This window comes from Microbacterium sp. B19 (assembly GCF_000333395.1).
Lineage (GTDB): Bacteria > Actinomycetota > Actinomycetes > Actinomycetales > Microbacteriaceae > Microbacterium.
This window is the reverse complement of sequence record NZ_BADA01000328.1, coordinates 1-18,298: the sequence shown is the minus strand read 5'-3', so window position 1 is coordinate 18,298 and position 18,298 is coordinate 1. Positions and strand designations below refer to the sequence as shown.

The window sequence follows — 18,298 nt, the reverse complement described above, 5'->3', positions numbered from 1 at the left end:
GTCCGCGTGGACGTCCATGCCGGAATGGGCACCCTGGTCGCCGGCATCCGGGCCCTGCTCCTCCAGGCGCTGCACCCCGGCGCGCTCGCGGGCGTGCACGACTGGTCGCGCTACCGCGAAGACCCGATCGGGCGTCTCACCGGCACGGTGCGGTGGGTCATCACCCTCACGTACGGATCGAGAAGCCAAGCGGATGCCGAGACCGCCCGCGTCGGCCGCTTCCACCAGCGCGTGCAGGGGTCGTACGTCGCCGGCGACGGCGCCGAGCGCAGCTACACCGCCGAGGACCGCGACCTCGTGCGGTGGGTGCACATCGCCTTCACGGACGCGTTCCTCCGCAGCCACCAGGCGTACGGCGGACCTATCCCCGGCGGCGCCGACGCGTACGTCGCCGACTGGGCCACCGCCGGGCGGCTCATGCGGATCCCCGACCCGCCGTTGACCGAGGCCGCGCTGCGCGCCGAGCTCGAGGGGTTCCTCGACCGCGGAGAGCTGCGCCGCGACGAGCGCGTCGACGACGTCGTGCGATTCCTGCGGAAGCCCCCGTTCACCGGACTGATGGGCATCGCGTATCGCGTGCTGTTCGCCGCCGCGGTGGCGACGTTCCCGCCGCGCCTGCGGCGGCTCCTGGGGGTGCGGCGTTCGTGGCTGCCGGTGAAGACCGCGACCCGCCTCATCCTCCGCATCACCGAGCGGGCGCTCGGCTCCGGCCCGCGCGCGCAGGACATGGCACGGCTGCGCCTGCGGCGCCTCGGGCTGTAGCCCGGGCCGGCGCGCGGCGTCTCACGTTCAGTGTCCAGGACACGCGGAGGCGCTCGCGTGGCATCCGCGTGTCTTGGACACCCAGCCGGGACCGGCCAGCACAACTCCTGCAGAATCCCGGGGCTGCGGCATCCGCGCCCGATGAGCAGCGGATCTGCCGGAGTTGCGCGCCCTCCTCTCCTCGCGCTCAGCGTCCGAGAACGCCGTCGCGCGGCGGGGGTGGCGCGTGTCCCTTCCCGTTCAGTGTCCAAGACACGCGGACGGGCGCGCGTGGCATCCGCGTGTCTTGGACACCCAGCCGGGGGCGGCCGAGGCCCTGGCATCCATCCCTCGGCGACGACTCCGACGCCGCACGGCCCGCCCCGACGTAGCCTGGAATCACCCGAGCACACGGCGGAGGCGACATGAGCGACGACCCGAGACAGGCGGCGGAGCAGTACCGTCTGGACCGGCGCATGCGGGATGCCGGTCTGGAACCGGAATCCGCGGAGGCGCGGGCGCGCGGCTCGACGGCCGCCGAGCGGGCCGCGTTCGTCGAGACGTCGATCCAGCAGGCGATCCGGCGCGGGGAGTTCGAGAACCTGCCCGGGGCGGGGAAACCGCTCCCCGACCTGGGCGGAAGTCACGACCCGGACTGGTGGATCCGCCGCAAGATCGAGACCGAGAAGCTGTCGGGGCTGGGGCCGCCCGCGCTGACGCTGCGGGTCGAACACGCCGAACTCGCGGAGCGGATGGATGCGATCTCGCGCGAAGCCGACGTCCGCGAAGCGCTGGAGGACTTCAACCGCCGCGTCATCGAAGCCCGCCGGCAGTTGCTCGGCGGACCTCCCGTGGTCACGCCGACGGTGGACGTGGATGCCGAGCTCTCGGCGTGGGCGTCCCGCCGCCGCGCTCGCGAGGCGGCTTCCGTCGCCGCGCTCCCGCCGCGGCGCCGTCGGTGGTTCGGGCGCTGACCCGCGGCCACCGCACACGATCCGGTCGAGCGCTCACGATCGGGGCGACCGGGGCGTAGGCGCTCGACCCGATCGTGGGCGCTCGGCAGGCGTCAGAGCCGCGCGAGCGCCTCGGCGCGGGCCACCAGCGCGCGGGCGCGCGCGAGGGCGGGGGCGTACGAGCCGTCGACCGGGCCGTCGGGAACCTCCGACAGGAGCGTCCGGGCCGCCTCCACCTCGGCCGGCGTCGGCGTGAATCCGGCGTGGGCACCCGGGATCGCGGCATCCCGCAGCGCGAGCGTGCCCGTGAACCCCATCGCGGCGGCGTGCTCGGCGGCATCCCGAGCCTGCTCGACCGAACCGCACGGGCCGTCGATCGGCCCCGCGATCCGGGCGGCCGCCGACGCCACGACCAGCTGCGCCCGGGGCCAGGACAGGGCGGTGCGGTCGTCCGCCATGCCGGTGTCGCGGCGGAAGTCGCCGGTGCCGAAGGCCAGGCGCCGGGTCGCGGGGTGCGCAGCGATCGCCGGGGCCGCGAGCAACGCCGCGGCCGACTCGATCATCGCCACGATCGGCACACCCACCCGACGGGATGCCGCGACATGGGAGACGTCGGCGGGTCCGGCGCACATGGCGAGCACGATGCCGGCCAGGCGGTCGTCCAGCTCACGGCACAGCTCCAGGTCGGCTTCGCCGTCGGGCGTGCCCGCGGCGCTGATCCGCAGCCAGACGGGCGCGGTCTCGGCGGCGCGGCGGGCGCGTTCGCGACCCTCGGTCTTGCGCGCGGCGGGCAGCCCGTCCTCGAGGTCGAGGACGAGCACGTCGGCCGCGGTGTCGCCGCCGGCTGCCAGCGGCGAGCGCAGCAGCCACGTGCGGGCGAGGTCCACGCGCGCGGGGGCGGGGGCGGCCGAAGCCGCCCCCGCCGAGTGCTGCGTCAGGCTCACGAACGACCCCGGGCCGCCGCCTCCGCCTCCGCCTGAGCGCGGAAGGCGTTGAGCGCCTGGGTGTCGACCGACGCCGGAACGGGCGCGGCGTCCGCCGCCGGAGTGGCGGCGTGGTCGTGACCGGTGAGGAGCGTCTCGTCGAAGGGGATGCGGCCCGCGAGGACCTCGCCGACGCGCTCGCGGTCGTACTGCTTGGTCCACGCTCCGATGAGGAGGGTTGCCACGGCGTTGCCGGTGAAGTTCGTGACCGCGCGGGCCTCGGACATGAACCGGTCGATGCCGACGATGACGCCGACGCCGTTGACCAGGTCGGGGCGGTAGGCGGAGAGGCCGCCGGCGAGGGTCGCGAGGCCCGCACCGGTGACGCCGGCCGCGCCCTTGGAGGCGATGATCATGAAGATCAGGAGGCCGATCTGCTCGGGGATCGACATCGGGGCGCCCATCGCGGTCGCGATGAACAGCGACGCCATCGTGAGGTAGATCGCGGTGCCGTCGAGGTTGAACGAGTACCCGGTCGGGACGGTGATGCCGACGACCGGCTTCGAGACGCCGAGGTGCTCCATCTTCGCGATGAGGCGCGGCAGCGCGGCCTCGGAGGACGACGTGCCGACGATGAGGAGGTATTCGCGGCCGAGGTACTTCATGAGCGAGAAGATGTTGACCCGCGTGACGGCGAACAGCAGCAGACCGAGGACCACGGCGATGAAGAGGAAGCAGGTCAGGTAGAACGAGCCCATCAGGATGCCGAGGCTGATGACGGCCCCGAAACCGGTCTTGCCGACGACCGCGGCGATCGCACCGAAGGCACCGATCGGGGCGAGCCACAGGATCATGCCGAGGATGCGGAAGACGAGCACCTGGAAGTTGCGGATGCCCTCGACCATACGCGCGCCGCGCTCGCCCATGCCCTGCAGCCCGAAGCCGACGAGGAGAGCGATGAAGAGCACCTGGAGGATGCTGCCGCCGGTGAACGCCGAGAAGAACGTCGTCGGAATGATGCCCAGGATGAAGTCCTGCGTGGTGGTCGGCTCGGGGACGGCGTCGTAGGCCGCACCCGCGATGTTCAGGCCCTCACCGGGGTGGATGATGTTGCCCACCAGCAGGCCGATGCCGAGCGCGAAGGTCGACATCACGAGGAAGTAGACCAGCGCCAGGCCGCCGATCTTGCCGACCGTGGAGGCCTTCGCGATCGAGCCGATGCCCACGACGATCGTGCAGAAGATGACCGGGGCGATCATCATCTTGATGAGGCTGACGAAGCCCTTGCCCACCGGCTCCAGGGCGACGGCGAACTGCGGGGCGGTGAGCCCGACGACGATGCCCGCCACGACGGCGACGATGACGGCGATGTAGAGCCAGTGGTTGCGGTCGATCTTCTTGCGAGGACGACCGTCGCGTGTGGTGCTGAGTGAGAGAGACATTCGCGACTTCCCCTTCTGTGAAACGTCTTTGTTTCCTCCGGCGGGGCCGCCGGGGATGTCCCGACTTTCGTTCAGCGCGGCGCACGGGGCGATTTGTGGTCGTATTGTTCACGGCAGACCGAAGGAGGGAGCGACGTGCGATTGAGCGTGGGCGGACGACTGGCGATCGTTTCGCTCGGCGTCGTGCTGCTGGTCGCGGGCGTGCTCGCAGCGCTCCTGTCGGTGCAGTTGTCCGACTCCGGGCAGCGCCAGGCGGAGCAGGTCACCCGCTCGGTGGCGGAGACGCTCGCGCACGAACCGGACGTCGCGGCGCTCGTCCGAGCGCGCGATTCCGACACGCTGCAGCCGATGGTGGAGGCGATCCTCGCCGAGGGCGATCTGTCGTTCGTCACGATCATGACGCCCGACGGCATCCGGCTCACCCACCGCAATCGCTCCGAGATCGGTCAGCAGTACCTCGGCTCCCGGGAGGAAGCCCTCGCCGGACAGACGTACACCGAGGTCTACGACGGCACGCTCGGACCGTCCGTGCGCACGATCACGCCGATCCGTGACGGCGGCGCCGACGACGGCGAGATCGTGGGGCTCGTCTCGGTCGGTGTGACGCTCGGCGCCGTGCAGGCGGATCTCGCCGCCCGCGTCCCGACGATCGTCGCCGCCGCGGCCGGGATCGTGGGGATCGGCATCCTCGGCGCCCTGTACGTCCGGCGCAGCGCGCGCCGTGTCACCGGGTCGTACACGCCCCGCGAGCTCGCCCGGCTCGTGGAGAGCTACGAGACCGTGCTGCACTCACTGCGCGAGGGGCTCGTCGTCACGGACGGCCGCGGGCGGATCGTGCTGTACAACGACGAAGCCGCCGACCTCCTGGGCCTGCCGCCGGCGACCGAGGGCCAGGTCGACCTCGACCCGCGGGAGACCGACATGGATGCCGCTCTCGCCGACGCGATCGCGACCGGACGCCGCATGGTGGAGGAGACCGTGGCCACCGGCGATCGGGTGCTGCTGGTCAACCAGGAGGAGGCGCGCGATCTGAACGGGCGCCGCGCCCCCGAGCGCGGGCGGGTCATGACCCTCCGCGACCGCTCCGAGCTGCAGGCGCTGCTCGGCGAGCTGGAGGGGGTCCGCACCCTCAGCGAGACGCTGCGCTCGCAGACCCACGAGCACGGCAACCGGCTGCACGCGCTGCTCGCCCTGCTCGAACTCGGGCGCATCGACGACGCGCGGCGGCTCATCGCGGCATCCACCGAGGGGCGCCAGGATCTCGCCGACCGCATCGTCTCCGGCAACGACGGCGCGGTGGTCGTCGCGCTGCTGCTCGGCAAGCTCGACGAGGCCGCCGAGCGCGGCGTGGCCCTCGACCTCGACGTCGCCGAGCCGACGCCCGCGCTCCCGCTGGCCGCCGCCGAGGCGGTCACGGTGGTCGGCAACCTCGTGGACAACGCGATGGATGCCGCGGCCGCCGGCGCCGAACCCCGCTGGGTCCGCGTGTCCCTCACGCGGAAGGGACCCGACGTGGCCATCGAGGTGAGCGACAGCGGCGCGGGGTTCGACCCCGACCTCGCCGACCCGTTCGCGTTCGGCGCGTCGACCAAGCCCGCGGCGGCTCCCGGCGGCCGCGGCGTGGGGCTCGCGCTCGTGCGCGACATCGTCGCGGCGCACGGCGGGACGCTCTCGGTCAGCGGCGCACCGACGACGGTGCGCGTGATGCTGCCCGCGCCCGTTGAGGCGGTGCCCGCGTGATCCGGGTGCTCGTCGTCGACGACGACGCCCTCGCGCTCGAGTTGCATACCGCCTACGTCGGACGCGTCCCGGGGTTCGAGGTCGTCGGGCAGGCGGCGGGGGCGCGCGCGGCGCTCACCGCGATCGCGGATCTTGCCCGCCCCATCGACCTCGTGCTGCTGGACATGACCATGCCCGACGGCGGCGGCCTCGACGTCGCCCGGCGCGTGCGCGCGATGGGCGCGGGCGTCGACATCATCGCCGTGACAGCGGTCCGGGATGCCGCGACCGTGCGCGCCGCGGTGTCGACCGGGGTCGTGCAGTACCTCATCAAGCCGTTCACGTTCGCCGCGTTCCGCGAGCGCCTCGAGGCGTACCGCGCGTACGTCGAGGGGCTGGACCGTGCCGCCGGGGACGCCACGCAGTCCGAGGTCGACGCGCTGCTCGGGACGCTGCGCACCGTCGCGGCCCCCGCGCTGCCGAAGGGCCTGAGCGATGAGACGCTGCAGGCCGTCGCGGAACGCGTCCGCACGGCATCCACCGCGGTGTCCTCCACCGAGGTCGGCGAGCGCGAGGGCATGTCGCGCGTCACCGCCCGCCGGTACCTCGAGCACCTCGCCGACGTCGGCCGCGTGCGCCGCGAGCCGCGCTACGGCGGCCCCGGCCGCCCCGAGATCACGTACGCCTGGGTCCGCGGCTGACGCGCACCCCCTTCCGCGCGCCCGTGCCCTGCGGGCATCTCCGCCGCCAGTTCACGTGAAGTGGCCGAGCGCACGCGTCACAGCGCCCCGTGCCGCGTGATGTCGACCAGATCGCGTGAACTGGCGGCTGGGACCGGGGCCCGCGTCAGAGGTCGAACGCGGCCCGCACGCCCTCGTTCACCACGACGCCGGCACGCACGTTCAGGCCCTTCGCGAGGGCCGGATCGGCGGATGCCGCGGCCTCCCAGCCCGCATCGGCGATGCGGGTGATGTACGGGAGCGTGGCGTTGGACAGCGCGCGCGTGGAGGTGTGCGGCACGGCGCCGGGCATGTTCGCGACGCAGTAGAACAGCGAGTCGTGGACGCGGAACGTCGGCGCGTCGTGGGTCGTCGGGCGCGACCCTTCGAAGCAGCCGCCCTGGTCGATCGCAATGTCGACAAGCACCGAGCCGGGCTTCATCGCGGCGACCATATCGTCCGTGACGAGCTTGGGCGCCGCGGCTCCCGGGATCAGCACCGAGCCGATGACGAGGTCGGCGTCGGCGAGCTGCTCGGCGATCTCGAGGCGGGTCGACGCGCGCGTCTGGATGGCACCGCCGAAGCGCTCCTCGAGCTGACGGAGCTTGGGCAGCGAGATGTCGATCACGGTGACGTTCGCGCCGAGGCCGAGGGCGTTCGCCGCGGCGTGCTCGCCCGCGACACCGCCGCCGATCACGACGACCTTCGCCTTGGGCGTTCCCGGAACACCGCCGGGCAGCAGGCCGCGGCCGCCCGAGGCCCGCAGCAGGTGGTGCGCGCCCTCGATGATCGACAGGCGCCCGGCGACCTCGCTCATGGGGGCGAGGAGCGGCAGCGCACGGTCGGTGGTCTGCACGGTCTCGTACGCGACGGCGGTGGTCCCCGCGGCCATGAGCGCGTCGGTCAGCGGCCGGTCGGCCGCGAGGTGCAGGTACGTGAAGAGCGTGAGGTCGGGACGCAGGTGCCCGTACTCGGGCGCGATCGGCTCCTTGACCTTGACGAGCAGCTCGGCGCGCGCCCACGTCTCGTCGGCGGTCGCCACGATCTCGGCGCCGGCCGAGCGGTACTGCTCGTCCGAGAAGCCGCTGCCCTCGCCGGCGCCGGCTTGCACCAGCACCTCGTGGCCGCGGTGGACCAGAGCGTCGACGCCCGCGGGCGTCATCGCGACACGGTTCTCGTTGTTCTTGATCTCGGTGGGCACGGCGACGCGCATCGGTCTCTCCTCGGAATGGTGGTGGCAGGAAGAATCGCAGGAATCCATGTTTCCGTGGCGTAAAGCCGCAGATTCTTCGGAATGGATGCCGCCTCCCCCGGTATCGTCGGCGGAAAGACCCCGGAGCCGATCGAGAAACCGAAGGATCTACGATGCCCGAAGACGACCTGCACCCGCTCGACGCCCGGATCATCGAGCTGCTCTCCGCCGACGCCCGGATGACGAACGCCGCCCTCGCCGACGCGCTCGGGGTCGCGGCATCCACCGCTCACACCCGCGTCCGGGGCCTCGTCGACCGGGGACTCATCACGGGATTCCACGCCGCCGTCGATCAGAGCAGGCTCGGCCGCGGGCTGCAGGCGATCGTCGGCGTGACCCTCCGGCCGGGGCAGCGGCACGAGAGCATCCGCGCCTTCGCGCAGGAGATCCGCCGCCACCCGGACGTGATCCAGCTGTTCTTCCTGGGCGGTTCCGACGACTTCCTCGTGCACATCGCGGTCGACGATTCTTCGGCCGTGCGTCGTTTCGTCGTCGATCAGCTGTCCGCGCGGAACAGCGTGGCATCCACGCGAACGAGCATCATCTTCGAATACCACCGCAACGCGCTCGCTGCGGATTTCGACTGATGAAGCCCCGCGCTGAAACGATACACTCAGCCGGAAAGTGAACCGCGAACCCCGGAGATCCCGTTGCTGCTGACGATCGGGCTGCTGGCGATGTGCCTCGGCGTGGCCGTCGGCATCGTCAGTGTCGCTCTGCCGCGTGTCACCACGCCCCTCTCCCTCACGACGTTCCTCCGCTACGCCGCCATCGCGGGGGTCCTCGCCGTGGGCTCGACCGTCATGTACGCGGTCCACGCCTCCGACGGAGGGCGCGGTTCGCTGGTCGTCGCGGACGCAGCGATGACGCTCTCCCCCGCCATCACGGCGGTCGGGGTCCGCGGGTTCCCTCCCCGAGCCCAGCGCGTCGCCACGGGGGTCGCGGTGGCGATCGCGGTCGGCGTCGGCGTCTGCACCGCGGTGACGGACGCGGAGACGGCGCTCGTCGTCAAGTCCGCCACGTTGGCGTTCGTGTGCGCCGGGTGCGCGCTCGCCGCGATCGCCACGACCACCGTCGCCCCGCTCCCGGCCCGACTGATCGCGGGCGCCATGGGCGCGTACGCGATCTTCTCCGCCGCGCGGGCGATCGTCGTGACGCTCGGCGGGGACGCTTCTCCGCTGTTCTCCGTCGAGTTCGCCACGGCCGTCGCTACCCTCACCGTGCTCGTGTGCGGTGCGGCGGTCATCCTCACGATCCACCCCGCCCGACGTGTCGCCGGGGACGGTCCGAACACTCTGTCCGTCGTCGTCATCGACGACGCTCGGCTGCTGGCCCACGCCTACGGCAGCGAGCGTCTGAGCTCCCTCGTCGCCGAGCTGCGCGTGGCCGCGCGGGCCCTCGACGATCACGCCTTCGACGTCCGGCACGGCGTCGCGACCGCCCTGACCTCTGCCCTCGCGACCCTCGAGTACGAGATGCAGCACTCGTTCGGGTGGAACCCGGAGGAGATCGCCCTCCTCGCCGAACCCACGGCCGCGCGCTCTCGCTCGGACGACGACTGACGGCACCCGCGCTCGCGACGACACCCTGCGGCGTGGGACTCGGACGCGACGGATTTCGTCAAGCCCCCCTATTCGCCCCGCGGCACCGCCAGGATGAGCCGAGGGAGGCACCGTGCTGTCGATAGGACTGGCTGTGATGTGTGCCGCCGTCGGCGCCAGCATGATCGGGATCATCCTGCCCCACCTCGGATCCCGGATCCCGCTCACGTTCTTCCTTCGGGTGATCGGTCTCGCGGGGGTGCTCGCGGTCGGCTGCACGGCTCTGTACGTCGTGAGTCTCCACGGCGGTGATCGACTGACCTGCAGCGCGGCGGACGCTCTCATGGTCGCCGCTCCCCTGGTGGTCGGCGTCTCGACCACGTCGCCGGGGAGCCGCCGAACGCGCACGGTCGTGACGCTCGCGATCGTCCTTCCCGCGGCCGTCGCGTCGAGTTCGCTGCTCCTCCCGAACGAGGTCTCCCACATCGTGCGGATCGCCGCGGTCACGCTCGCCTGCGCGCTCGGCGCGGTGCTCGCTTTCACGTCCGTGATCGTCCCGCGGCGGTCGGTGGCCGCGATCGTCGTGTCGATGACGACCTACGCCGTCTACTCCCTGGCCCGCACGGTCGTCGCGCTCAGCCCCGCGGCATCGTCGGACTTCGCTCGAACGGTGTTCTCGCACGCCGTCAGCGCCGGAGTCGCGACGGCCTGCGTTCTCCTGATCGGTGCCGCCGTCGTCCTCGTGCGCCGCTCCCCGCACCCCGAACTGACCGGGGGCGGCACGTCCTGGACCCGGCTCGTCGTGGGCGACTGGCGTGCGGCGATCCGAACCCACGGCATGCCCACGGTGCTGGCACTCGTCTCCGAGTTGCGCAGCGCCGCCCGCGACGTCGACCCCGCGTCCGTCGACGTGCACCGGGGCGTGGACGTGCCGTGCCCCACGGCGCCGCTCGCCGTGAGCAGGGTGTTGCGCGAGACGTACGGATGGGGTCCCGAGAGCTTCGCGCTGCTCCGAGTCGCGGAGCCCCTCGCGCGCACGGCGCGGTCGCTGAGCCCGTCCGCACGGCCCTCCGACGCCGCCGAGGCGTAAGCGGAACGGCTAGCGGACGGCCGCGGCGATCGCCGCGATGTCCGCCGGGGCCGAGCGGCAGCATCCGCCGACGAGCCGGGCGCCCGCGGCCACCCACGCCGGCGCGTCCTCGGCGAGCGGAGCCGCGCCACCGTGCCAGGTCCGGGTCGTGGCATCCCATCGCTCCCCCGTGTTCGGGTAGGCGACGAGCGGGACGGCGGGCGCTTCGGCGAGTGCGCGCCCGACGCTGCCGGGAGCGCAGCAGTTCACGCCGACAGCGATGACACCCGGGACGGATGCCGCGGTCCTCAGCGCCGCGGCCCGCGACCCCGGCGCGGCGAAGCCCGTGCTGTCCGCCGACAGGCTCACGAACGCGGGGACGCCCAGGTCGGCCAGCTCGAGCGCGAGCGCCTCGACCTCGAGCGGCGACGGGACCGTCTCGACCGCGAGCAGGTCGGCACCCGCGTCGGCGAGCACGGCGAGACGCCGACGGTGCAGCGCGCGCAGCGCGGCGACGTCGAGTCCGTAGGCGCCGGTGTATTCGCTGCCGTCGGCGCGCAGCGCGCCGATCGGACCCACGGATGCCGCGACCACGCCGTCCCCCGCCTCTCGGGCGAGTGACACTGAACGGCGCAGGAGCCGCTCGACCTCGGCATCCGGGATCGCACCGCCGAAGCCCACCTGATACGAGGCCGTGATCAGGACGTCCGCACCGGCCGCGGCGAACTCCGCGTGGGCGGCCCGCACCTCGTCGGGGTCGTCCCGCAGCACGCGCGCCGACCACAACGGCGACGCCACGTCGTTGCCGCGGCTCTCGAGCAGCGTGCCGAGACCGCCGTCCAGGACCAGCGGTCCGGCACTGAGATCGATCACGCCTCGTGCGTCTCGCCGGCGGCGAGGACGCGCAGCACCCGGGCGAGCATCGCCTGGTCCGCGCGGCTGACGTCACGCAGCGCATCGCCTTCGAGGCGGACGAGCTCGGTCATGGCGGCATCCACGCGCTGGATGCCCTCGGGTGTGATGGCGACGAGGATCGCGCGGCCGTCCGACGGGTTCGGGCGGCGGGTGACGAGCCCGCGGTCGGCGAGCTTGTCGAGGCGGTTGGTCATCGCCGCGCTGCCGATCATCGTCGCGGCGATGAGACGCGTGGCGCTGAGCTCGGTGCCGGCACGGCGAAGGACGGCGAGGACGTCGAACTCCCACACCGCGATGTCGGCACTGGCGAACGCGCGGGCGCGCAGCTTCGACAGGTGGAACGCCGCGCGGCGCAGCCGCGACATGACGTCGAGGGGGGTCAGGTCGACCTCGGGCAGCAACTGCGACCAGGCGTCGATGAGGAGATCGACCTCGTCGTCCTTGTTGCTGGAGAGAGTGGACACACCACGACGGTACCGGAGCCGGGATGCCACTCGGCCACCGACGGCGCTTCTCCCGCGAAATTCCGGCTCGCGCGCCTCAGCCGAGATGCTCGGCGAGCGCCTCTCCCGCGGCGGTGAGCCACCGTGCGGGCTCGGCCAGCGCGGCCTCCGTCGACCCGGCGAGCTGCACGAGCGCGACCGCCGCGCCGAACCTGGAGGTGTCGGCATCCGGAGCGATCCGGCCGGCGACGAGGCCGACCCGGCGCCCCTCCGCGCGGGCGAGGGCCGCGACGCGCGCGGGGGCCTTGCCGGTCGCGGAGCTCGCGTCGAACGACCCCTCGCCGGTCACGACCACATCGGCCGCGGCCACGGCCTCGACGAGACCGAGGAGGTCGGCGATGCGCTCCGCCCCGGGAACAAGCTCCGCACCCCAGGCCCGCAGGGCCGCACCGGTGCCGCCGGCCGCACCCGTGCCGGGGAAGGCCGCGTCGGTGGCGAGCAGGTCCGCCGCGCGAGCCAGGGCGGCGTCGGCCGCGGGGATGTCCTCGGCGCCGAGGCCCTTCTGCGGCCCGAACACCGCGGCCGCCCCGCCCGGGCCGGTGAGGGGGCTGCGGACGTCGGTCAGCACGAGCGCCCCGCCGGCCGGCAGCGCGCGGAGACCCTGGCGTTCGAGGCGGACGGCGGTCCGCACGCCGCGCAATCCGGGCGGAACGTCGTGGCCCTCGGCATCCACGATCCGCGCGCCGAGGGCGGTGAGCAGACCGAAACCGGCGTCGGTGGAGGCGCTCGATCCGATCGCCAGCACGAGCCGGGAGACGCCCTGATCGAGGGCGGCGGCGATCGCCTGACCGAACCCGCGGGTGTCGGCGTCGAACGGCCGCAGGTCGCCGGCGAGCAGCTCGATCCCCGACGTGGACGCCAGCTCGACGACCGCGGTCCCGTGCGGCGCGTCCGCCGTCGCCGGGAGGAGGACCCAGGATGCCACGACCTCATGCCCGTGCGGACCGGTGACGGTCACCGGCATCCGTCGCGCTCCCGGCACGGCGACGACGAAGGCGTCGAGGGTGCCCTCACCACCGTCGGCCACCGGCAGCTCGACGATCGCGTCGCCGGGGCGCACGGCGCGCCACCCGGCTGCGAGCGCAGCGGCGGCGGCCGCCGCGGAGATCGATCCCTTGAACCCGTCCGGGGCGAGCAGCACGCGCGTCACGCGCCGACCCTACCGCGGGGCCGGGCGGTGGGGCGGCCCTGACCGCGAGACTGCACCCAGCTGACGAACCCACTGCAGCCTGCAACCGGGATGTCAGCCCACTGCAGTCTCGGCGCCATCGGGCCCGGCCCCGGCCCGGGCCCACCGCGGGCTCAGCGCACCGGCGGGGGCGCCGTCGTGCCGCGGGCGACGAGGCGGGTCGCGAGCTGCAGGTGCGTCTCGGGCAGCTCCTCCCCGGCGAGCAGCGCGAGGACCATCCGCACGGCTTCGGCGCCGAGGATCTTCATGGGCTGGCGCACGGTCGTCAGCGGCGGCTGCGCCCGTGCCGCCTCGGGCACGTCGTCGAAGCCGACGACGGACAGGTCGTCGGGCACGCGCAGCCCGCGGGCGGCGGCCACCTCGACGATCGACAGCGCCGACAGGTCGTTGGCGGCGAACACCGCGGTGGGCGGGTCGGGCAGCGCGAGCATCGCCTGCGCGGCCTCGCGCGCGACGTCCTGCTCGTAGTGCCCCTGCCCCACGAGGGCAGGATCGAACGGGATGCCGGCGGCCGACAACGCCTCGCGATACCCCGAGGCCCGGGCGACCGCCGACCGCAGGTCGGGGCGCCCCGCGATGAAGCCGATGCGTCGGTGGCCGAGCTGTACGAGGTGGTGGACGGCCTGCTGCGCGCCGGTGAAGCTGTCGGACTCCACGGTGGGAAGATCGGCGCGGCCCGTGTGCGGGTCGATCGCGACGATGGGCACCTCGGCGGCGACGTTCACGACGGTCGGGGTCACGAGGATCGCGGCGTCGATGAGCGTGCCGCTCAGGCGACTCAGCGACCGCCGCTCCCACCCCTCGCCGTCACGGCGCGCGCCGGTGTAGGCGAGCAGGTCGTATCCGGTGTCGGACAGCGCTCCCCCGACGCCCTTGAGGATCTCGGCCGAGAAGGGCTCGATGTCGGCGACGAGCACGCCGATCACCCCGGTCCGCCGCGACCGCATGCTGCTCGCGACGAGGCTCGACTCGTAGCCGAGGGCGCGCACGGCATCCAGGACGCGGCCCACGGTCTCGGGCGCCACCCCGTAGCGGCCGTTGACGGCTTTCGACACCGTGGCGACCGACACACCGGCAGCCGCGGCGACGTCGTGGATGGTGGCACGCCGGGTCATGGCATCCGACCCTAGCGTGGAAATCATTTTCGAAAACGTTTGACGACGCTTCGCGCCCGGGTGACACTGCTCCCACCCGGGCCGCACACCCGGACGTGAACGACCGGCACCGATGCCGACACCGGAGCATCCCGCACGGGACGCACCTCGACGAAGAGAAACGGGAATCACATGAACACGAGGAAACTCCTCGCCGCAGCCGCCCTCGCGGTCGCCGGCACCCTGGCCCTCGGCGGCTGCGCCGGCGGCGGGGGCGGACAGAACGCCGACGGGAGCGTCACGCTGACGCTGTGGCACAACTCCACCACCGGCGACGGCAAGAAGTACTGGGAGGACACCGCGGCGGCCTTCGAGAAGGCCAACCCCAACGTGAAGATCGAGATCCAGGCCGTGCAGAACGAGGAGATGGACGGCAAGCTCCAGACCGCCCTGAACTCCGGCGACGCCCCCGACCTGTTCATGGCGCGCGGCGGCGGCAAGCTCGCCGACATCGTCAAGGCGGGTCAGGTCATGGACCTGACCGACAAGATCTCCTCGGATGCCAAGACCGCCCTCGGTTCGTCGCTGTCGGCGTTCGAGATCGACGGGAAGAACTATGGGATGCCGGTCGCGGTGCTGCCGTCCGGCATCTTCACGTCGCAGGACGTCCTCACCGCCGCGGGCGTCACCGCGGCCCCGAAGACGATCGACGAGCTCGAGGCCGCCAACGCCAAGATCAAGGCCACCGGGGTCGCCCCGATCGCCGTCGGCGCGAAGGACGCCTGGCCCGCCGCGCACTGGTACTACAACTTCGCGCTGCGCGCGTGCTCCAAGGACGTGCTCGACGCGGCGGCCGCGAGCCGCAGCTTCGACGACCCCTGCTGGCTCAAGGCCGGAGAGGACCTCGAGTCGTTCCTCAAGACGCAGCCGTTCAACGACGGCTTCCTCACCACCGCCGCGCAGCAGGGCGCCGGTTCGTCCGCCGGTCTCCTCGCCAACAAGCAGGCGGGCATGGAGCTCATGGGCGCGTGGGACCCGGGCGTGATCGCCTCGCTCACGCCCGACCAGAAGCCGCTCCCCGACCTCGGCTGGTTCCCCTTCCCGGAGGTCCCCGGCGGTGACGGCGAGCCCGGCGCCATGATGGGCGGCGTCGACGGGTACTCGTGCTGGGTCAACGCTCCCGCGCAGTGCACCGACTTCCTGAACTTCCTGGTGAACAAGGAGAATCAGGAGGCCTACGCCACGGCCTTCCAGACGCTCCCCGCGTCCTCGGAGGCGACGGATGCCGTGACCACTCCCGCACTGCAGTCGGTGCTCGAGGCCTACTCGAAGGCGCCGTACGTCTCGGTGTGGCTCGACACCCTCTACGGCCAGAACGTCGGCAACGCGCTGAACGTCGCCGTGGTCGACATGTTCGCCGGCAAGGGCACCCCGCAGAGCATCGTCGACGCCGTCAACGCGGCCGCCGCGCGCTCCTGAGGGAACCGACATGACCACCGTGCGTCATCCCGTCGCCCCCGCGTCGGACGACGTCGTCGGTCGCCGCTCGGCCGAGGAGAGAGCTCCCCGCTCCTCCTCGGCCGGGCGGTCGCCCGTTCGGCGGCGCCGCGAGAACTGGAAGATCCGCGGGGAACTGGCGATCCTCCTGGGCCCCGCCCTGGTGGTGTTCGTCTCGTTCGTCATCCTGCCGGTGGCCCTGGCGGCCTTCTACGGCTTCTACAGCTGGTCGGGCTTCGGCACGCCGACGGAGTTCGTCGGCATCCGGAACTACGTCACGATCCTCACCGACCCGGCCTTCCACGAGGCCCTCGGCCACAACGCCTTCATCGTCGTCGGCTCCCTCGTGCTGCAGGGACCGCTGGCCCTCGGCCTCGCGCTGCTGCTGAACCGCAAGATGCGGTTCCAGTCGCTCATCCGCGTGCTGATCTTCGTGCCGTACGTCATCTCCGAGGTCGTCGTCGGCCTCGGCTGGGGCCTCATGCTGCAGTCGGGCGGAGCGCTCAACGGCGCCCTCGACAAGATCGGGCTGGAGGCCCTCCGCGCCGACTGGATCTCCGACCCGGCGCTCGCGATCTGGACCCTGCTCATCATCATCACGTGGAAGTACATCGGCTTCGCCGTGATCCTCTTCCTCGCCGGACTCCAAGGCATCCCGGAGGAGCTGTCGGAGGCCGCGGCCATCGACGGCGCGTCCTACTGGCAGATCCAGCGCCACATCGTGCTGCCGCTCATGGGACCGACGATCCGCATCTGGGCGTTCCTGTCGATCATCGGGTCGCTCCAACTCTTCGACCTCGTGTGGATCATCTGGGGCCAGTACGTCGCGTCCACCGCCGGCACCTCGACGATGGCCACGTACATGGTGGCCAACGGGCGCAACGCCGGCAGCTACGGGTACGGCAGCGCCGTCGCCGTGGTCATGTTCCTCATCTCGCTCGCCGTCGCGCTGCTCTACCAGCGCTTCGTGCTCCGCCGCGACACCGCCGGCGCCCTCACGGGAGGCACCAAATGACCGCCACCGCCACCCTCGTCGCCCCCCGCGCCGCGAAAGCGCCGCGCCGCCCGGCCGGTCGCAGCCGCTTCTCGTCCGCGCTCGTCGGCTTCATCGCGCTCGTCCTCATCGCGCTGATGCTCGGCCCGGTGATCTACATCATCCTGGGCGGTTTCCGCTCGAACTCCGAGATCACGGTCGACCCGGCCGGGTTCCCGACGCGGTGGAACTGGGAGAACTACACCGAGGTCCTCGCGAGCGGCACCTTCTGGGGACAGGTCGCCAACTCGACGATCGCGGCGATCGCGACGACCCTCTTCGTCGTCGCTCTCGGACTCATGGCCGCCTACGGGCTCTCGCGCTACAGCTTCCGCGGACGCGGAGCGCTCTACGCGCTGTTCACCGCGGGCCTGATGTTCCCCATGACCGTGGCGATCACCCCGCTGTACATCCTCGTGCGCAACCTCGGGCTGACGAACTCCCTCGTCGGCGTGATCCTTCCGCAGATCGCGTTCGCGCTGCCGATCACGGTGATCATCCTGTCGCCGTTCCTCTCCGCGATCCCCCGAGAGCTGCAGGAGGCCGCGTCGATCGACGGGCTCGGGCGCCTCGGGTTCTTCTGGCGGATGGTGCTGCCGCTCGCCGTCCCCGCGGTCGTGACCGTCGGCATCCTCGCCTTCGTCAACAGCTGGAACTCGTACATGCTCCCGCTGTTCATCCTCAACAACGAAGCGACGTACACCCTGCCCCTCGGGACGCAGGCGTTCGCGTCGCAGTACTCCGTCGACACCGCACGCGTGCTCGCGTTCACCTCGCTGTCGATGATCCCCGCTCTGGTGTTCTTCAGCCTGTTCGAGCGACGGATCGTCGGCGGCCTCACCGGCGCCGTGAAGGGCTGACCCGCATGACCATCCACAGAACCGACGTCGGCGCCGCGCTCACCCCCGGGGTCTCGGCGCGCGTGCAGGCGCTCGTCGCGGACATGACCCTCGACGAGAAGCTCGCGCAGCTCGTGGGGTACTGGGTCGACCAGGGTGACGAGGTCGTCGCGCCCCTTTCCGGCGAGAAGGTCACCTCGACCGGATACGCGGATGCCACGGTCCACGGCCTCGGCCACCTCACGCGCGTCTACGGCACCCGGCCGGTCGACCCGGTCGAGCGCGCCGAATGGCTGTGGGGCGAGCAGCGGCGCCTCCAGACCGAGACGCGTCTGGGCATCCCGGCGCTCGTGCACGAGGAGTGCCTCACCGGTTTCGCGGCGTGGAAGGCCGCGACCTTCCCGACCCCGCTCGCGTGGGGCGCGTCGTTCGACCCGGAGACCGTCGAGCTCGTGGCATCCGCCATCGGACGCTCGATGCGCGAGGTCGGCGTGCACCAGGGCCTCGCGCCCGTGCTCGATGTCGTGCGCGACCCGCGGTGGGGGCGGGTCGACGAGTGCATCGCCGAGGACCCGTACGTCGTCGGCACGATCGGCACCGCGTACGTCCGGGGGCTGCAGTCCGCCGGGGTGCACGCGACGCTGAAGCACTTCGTCGGGTACTCGGGCTCACAGGCCGGACGCAATCACGCCCCCGTGCACGCCGGCCCCCGCGAGCTGCAGGACGTGTTCCTGCCGCCCTTCGAGATGGCGGTGCGGGACGGCGGCGTGCGCTCGGTGATGAATTCGTACGCCGAGATCGACGGCGTGCCCGTGGCCGCCTCGGGCGACCTGCTCACCGATCTGCTCCGCCGGCGGTGGGGCTTCGAC

At 72.4% G+C, this 18,298-nt stretch carries 18 protein-coding genes; 11 read left to right on the top strand and 7 right to left on the bottom strand.

From position 1 onward, the window contains the following. Together I5G_RS11870 and I5G_RS11865 are read left to right on the top strand one after the other, a co-directional pair. Positions 1-762, top strand: a 762-nt coding sequence (locus I5G_RS11870; protein ID WP_022879252.1) for an oxygenase MpaB family protein, incomplete at its 5' end; no start/stop codon positions are given. Between the two features lie 404 nt (positions 763-1,166). Further along, entirely contained in the window at positions 1,167-1,715 is a 549-nt protein-coding gene (locus I5G_RS11865) for a DUF1992 domain-containing protein (protein WP_022879251.1), read from the top strand. A 92-nt stretch (positions 1,716-1,807) separates the two neighbouring features. On the opposite strand, the gene I5G_RS11860 is transcribed toward I5G_RS11865, so the two are convergent. Both I5G_RS11860 and I5G_RS11855 read right to left on the bottom strand, forming a co-directional pair. Beyond that, on the bottom strand, positions 1,808-2,638 hold the full coding sequence (locus I5G_RS11860) for an aldolase/citrate lyase family protein (RefSeq protein ID WP_022879250.1): 831 nt from the start codon (positions 2,636-2,638) through the stop codon (positions 1,808-1,810). Then, the gene (locus I5G_RS11855) at positions 2,635-4,059 is read right to left on the bottom strand and encodes a cation:dicarboxylase symporter family transporter (RefSeq protein WP_022879249.1); all 1,425 of its coding nucleotides are present in this window, start codon (positions 4,057-4,059) and stop codon (positions 2,635-2,637) included. Before I5G_RS11855 ends, I5G_RS11860 begins: the two co-directional genes overlap by 4 nt. A 135-nt stretch (positions 4,060-4,194) precedes the next feature. On the opposite strand from I5G_RS11855, the gene I5G_RS11850 reads away from it, so the two are divergent. Both I5G_RS11850 and I5G_RS11845 read left to right on the top strand, forming a co-directional pair. Continuing rightward, complete coding sequence (locus tag I5G_RS11850) at positions 4,195-5,799, top strand: ATP-binding protein (RefSeq protein WP_022879248.1); 1,605 nt, start codon at positions 4,195-4,197, stop codon at positions 5,797-5,799. Continuing rightward, the gene (locus tag I5G_RS11845; RefSeq protein ID WP_022879247.1) at positions 5,796-6,479 is read left to right on the top strand and encodes a response regulator; all 684 of its coding nucleotides are present in this window, start codon (positions 5,796-5,798) and stop codon (positions 6,477-6,479) included. Before I5G_RS11850 ends, I5G_RS11845 begins: the two co-directional genes overlap by 4 nt. 145 nt (positions 6,480-6,624) lie before the next feature. On the opposite strand, the gene ald is transcribed toward I5G_RS11845, so the two are convergent. After that, positions 6,625-7,710: an alanine dehydrogenase gene (gene ald / locus I5G_RS11840; protein ID WP_022879246.1), complete on the bottom strand. Its 1,086-nt coding sequence runs from the start codon at positions 7,708-7,710 to the stop codon at positions 6,625-6,627. 152 nt (positions 7,711-7,862) lie between these two features. Between ald and I5G_RS11835 the strand changes: the two genes are divergently transcribed. From I5G_RS11835 to I5G_RS11825, 3 genes are all read left to right on the top strand, one after another. Further along, on the top strand, positions 7,863-8,336 hold the full coding sequence (locus I5G_RS11835) for an Lrp/AsnC family transcriptional regulator (protein ID WP_022879245.1): 474 nt from the start codon (positions 7,863-7,865) through the stop codon (positions 8,334-8,336). A gap of 63 nt (positions 8,337-8,399) precedes the next feature. Further along, complete coding sequence (locus I5G_RS11830) at positions 8,400-9,311, top strand: hypothetical protein (protein WP_022879244.1); 912 nt, start codon at positions 8,400-8,402, stop codon at positions 9,309-9,311. 160 nt (positions 9,312-9,471) lie between these two features. Further along, positions 9,472-10,380, top strand: coding sequence for a hypothetical protein (locus I5G_RS11825; protein ID WP_187288832.1), 909 nt, complete (start codon positions 9,472-9,474; stop codon positions 10,378-10,380). Between the two features lie 9 nt (positions 10,381-10,389). Here the strand turns inward: I5G_RS11825 and mmuM are convergent, their stop codons facing one another. The 4 genes from mmuM to I5G_RS11805 form a co-directional block, all read right to left on the bottom strand. Beyond that, positions 10,390-11,232, bottom strand: coding sequence for a homocysteine S-methyltransferase (gene mmuM / locus I5G_RS11820; protein ID WP_022879242.1), 843 nt, complete (start codon positions 11,230-11,232; stop codon positions 10,390-10,392). After that, positions 11,229-11,738: a MarR family winged helix-turn-helix transcriptional regulator gene (locus I5G_RS11815; protein ID WP_022879241.1), complete on the bottom strand. Its 510-nt coding sequence runs from the start codon at positions 11,736-11,738 to the stop codon at positions 11,229-11,231. Before I5G_RS11815 ends, mmuM begins: the two co-directional genes overlap by 4 nt. A 76-nt stretch (positions 11,739-11,814) precedes the next feature. Then, positions 11,815-12,927, bottom strand: a complete 1,113-nt coding sequence (locus I5G_RS11810) for a glycerate kinase (RefSeq protein ID WP_022879240.1) — start codon at positions 12,925-12,927, stop codon at positions 11,815-11,817. 152 nt (positions 12,928-13,079) lie between these two features. After that, positions 13,080-14,081: a LacI family DNA-binding transcriptional regulator gene (locus tag I5G_RS11805; protein WP_026095874.1), complete on the bottom strand. Its 1,002-nt coding sequence runs from the start codon at positions 14,079-14,081 to the stop codon at positions 13,080-13,082. A gap of 171 nt (positions 14,082-14,252) precedes the next feature. Here I5G_RS11805 and I5G_RS11800 point away from each other — a divergent pair, with 171 nt between their 5' ends. The 4 genes from I5G_RS11800 to I5G_RS11785 form a co-directional block, all read left to right on the top strand. Next, on the top strand, positions 14,253-15,539 hold the full coding sequence (locus I5G_RS11800) for an extracellular solute-binding protein (RefSeq protein WP_022879238.1): 1,287 nt from the start codon (positions 14,253-14,255) through the stop codon (positions 15,537-15,539). A gap of 10 nt (positions 15,540-15,549) precedes the next feature. Next, a complete protein-coding gene (locus I5G_RS11795) occupies positions 15,550-16,572 on the top strand; it encodes a carbohydrate ABC transporter permease (protein WP_022879237.1) in 1,023 nt (340 codons plus the stop codon). Continuing rightward, positions 16,569-17,450, top strand: coding sequence for a carbohydrate ABC transporter permease (locus tag I5G_RS11790; protein WP_022879236.1), 882 nt, complete (start codon positions 16,569-16,571; stop codon positions 17,448-17,450). Before I5G_RS11795 ends, I5G_RS11790 begins: the two co-directional genes overlap by 4 nt. Before the next feature lie 5 nt (positions 17,451-17,455). Then, on the top strand, positions 17,456-18,298 hold an 843-nt coding region (locus I5G_RS11785; protein ID WP_022879235.1), incomplete at its 3' end, for a glycoside hydrolase family 3 protein.

Excerpts from the sequence above, each read along its gene's own strand:
- I5G_RS11835 (WP_022879245.1), top strand. The coding sequence starts at position 7,863 with ATGCCCGAAGACGACCTGCACCCGCTCGACGCCCGGATCATCGAGCTG.
- I5G_RS11800 (WP_022879238.1), top strand. The coding sequence starts at position 14,253 with ATGAACACGAGGAAACTCCTCGCCGCAGCCGCCCTCGCGGTCGCCGGC.
- I5G_RS11825 (WP_187288832.1), top strand. The coding sequence starts at position 9,472 with ATGATCGGGATCATCCTGCCCCACCTCGGATCCCGGATCCCGCTCACG.
- ald (WP_022879246.1), bottom strand. The coding sequence starts at position 7,710 with ATGCGCGTCGCCGTGCCCACCGAGATCAAGAACAACGAGAACCGTGTC.
- I5G_RS11855 (WP_022879249.1), bottom strand. The coding sequence starts at position 4,059 with ATGTCTCTCTCACTCAGCACCACACGCGACGGTCGTCCTCGCAAGAAG.
- I5G_RS11865 (WP_022879251.1), top strand. The coding sequence starts at position 1,167 with ATGAGCGACGACCCGAGACAGGCGGCGGAGCAGTACCGTCTGGACCGG.
- I5G_RS11805 (WP_026095874.1), bottom strand. The coding sequence starts at position 14,081 with ATGACCCGGCGTGCCACCATCCACGACGTCGCCGCGGCTGCCGGTGTG.
- I5G_RS11790 (WP_022879236.1), top strand. The coding sequence starts at position 16,569 with ATGACCGCCACCGCCACCCTCGTCGCCCCCCGCGCCGCGAAAGCGCCG.
- I5G_RS11795 (WP_022879237.1), top strand. The coding sequence starts at position 15,550 with ATGACCACCGTGCGTCATCCCGTCGCCCCCGCGTCGGACGACGTCGTC.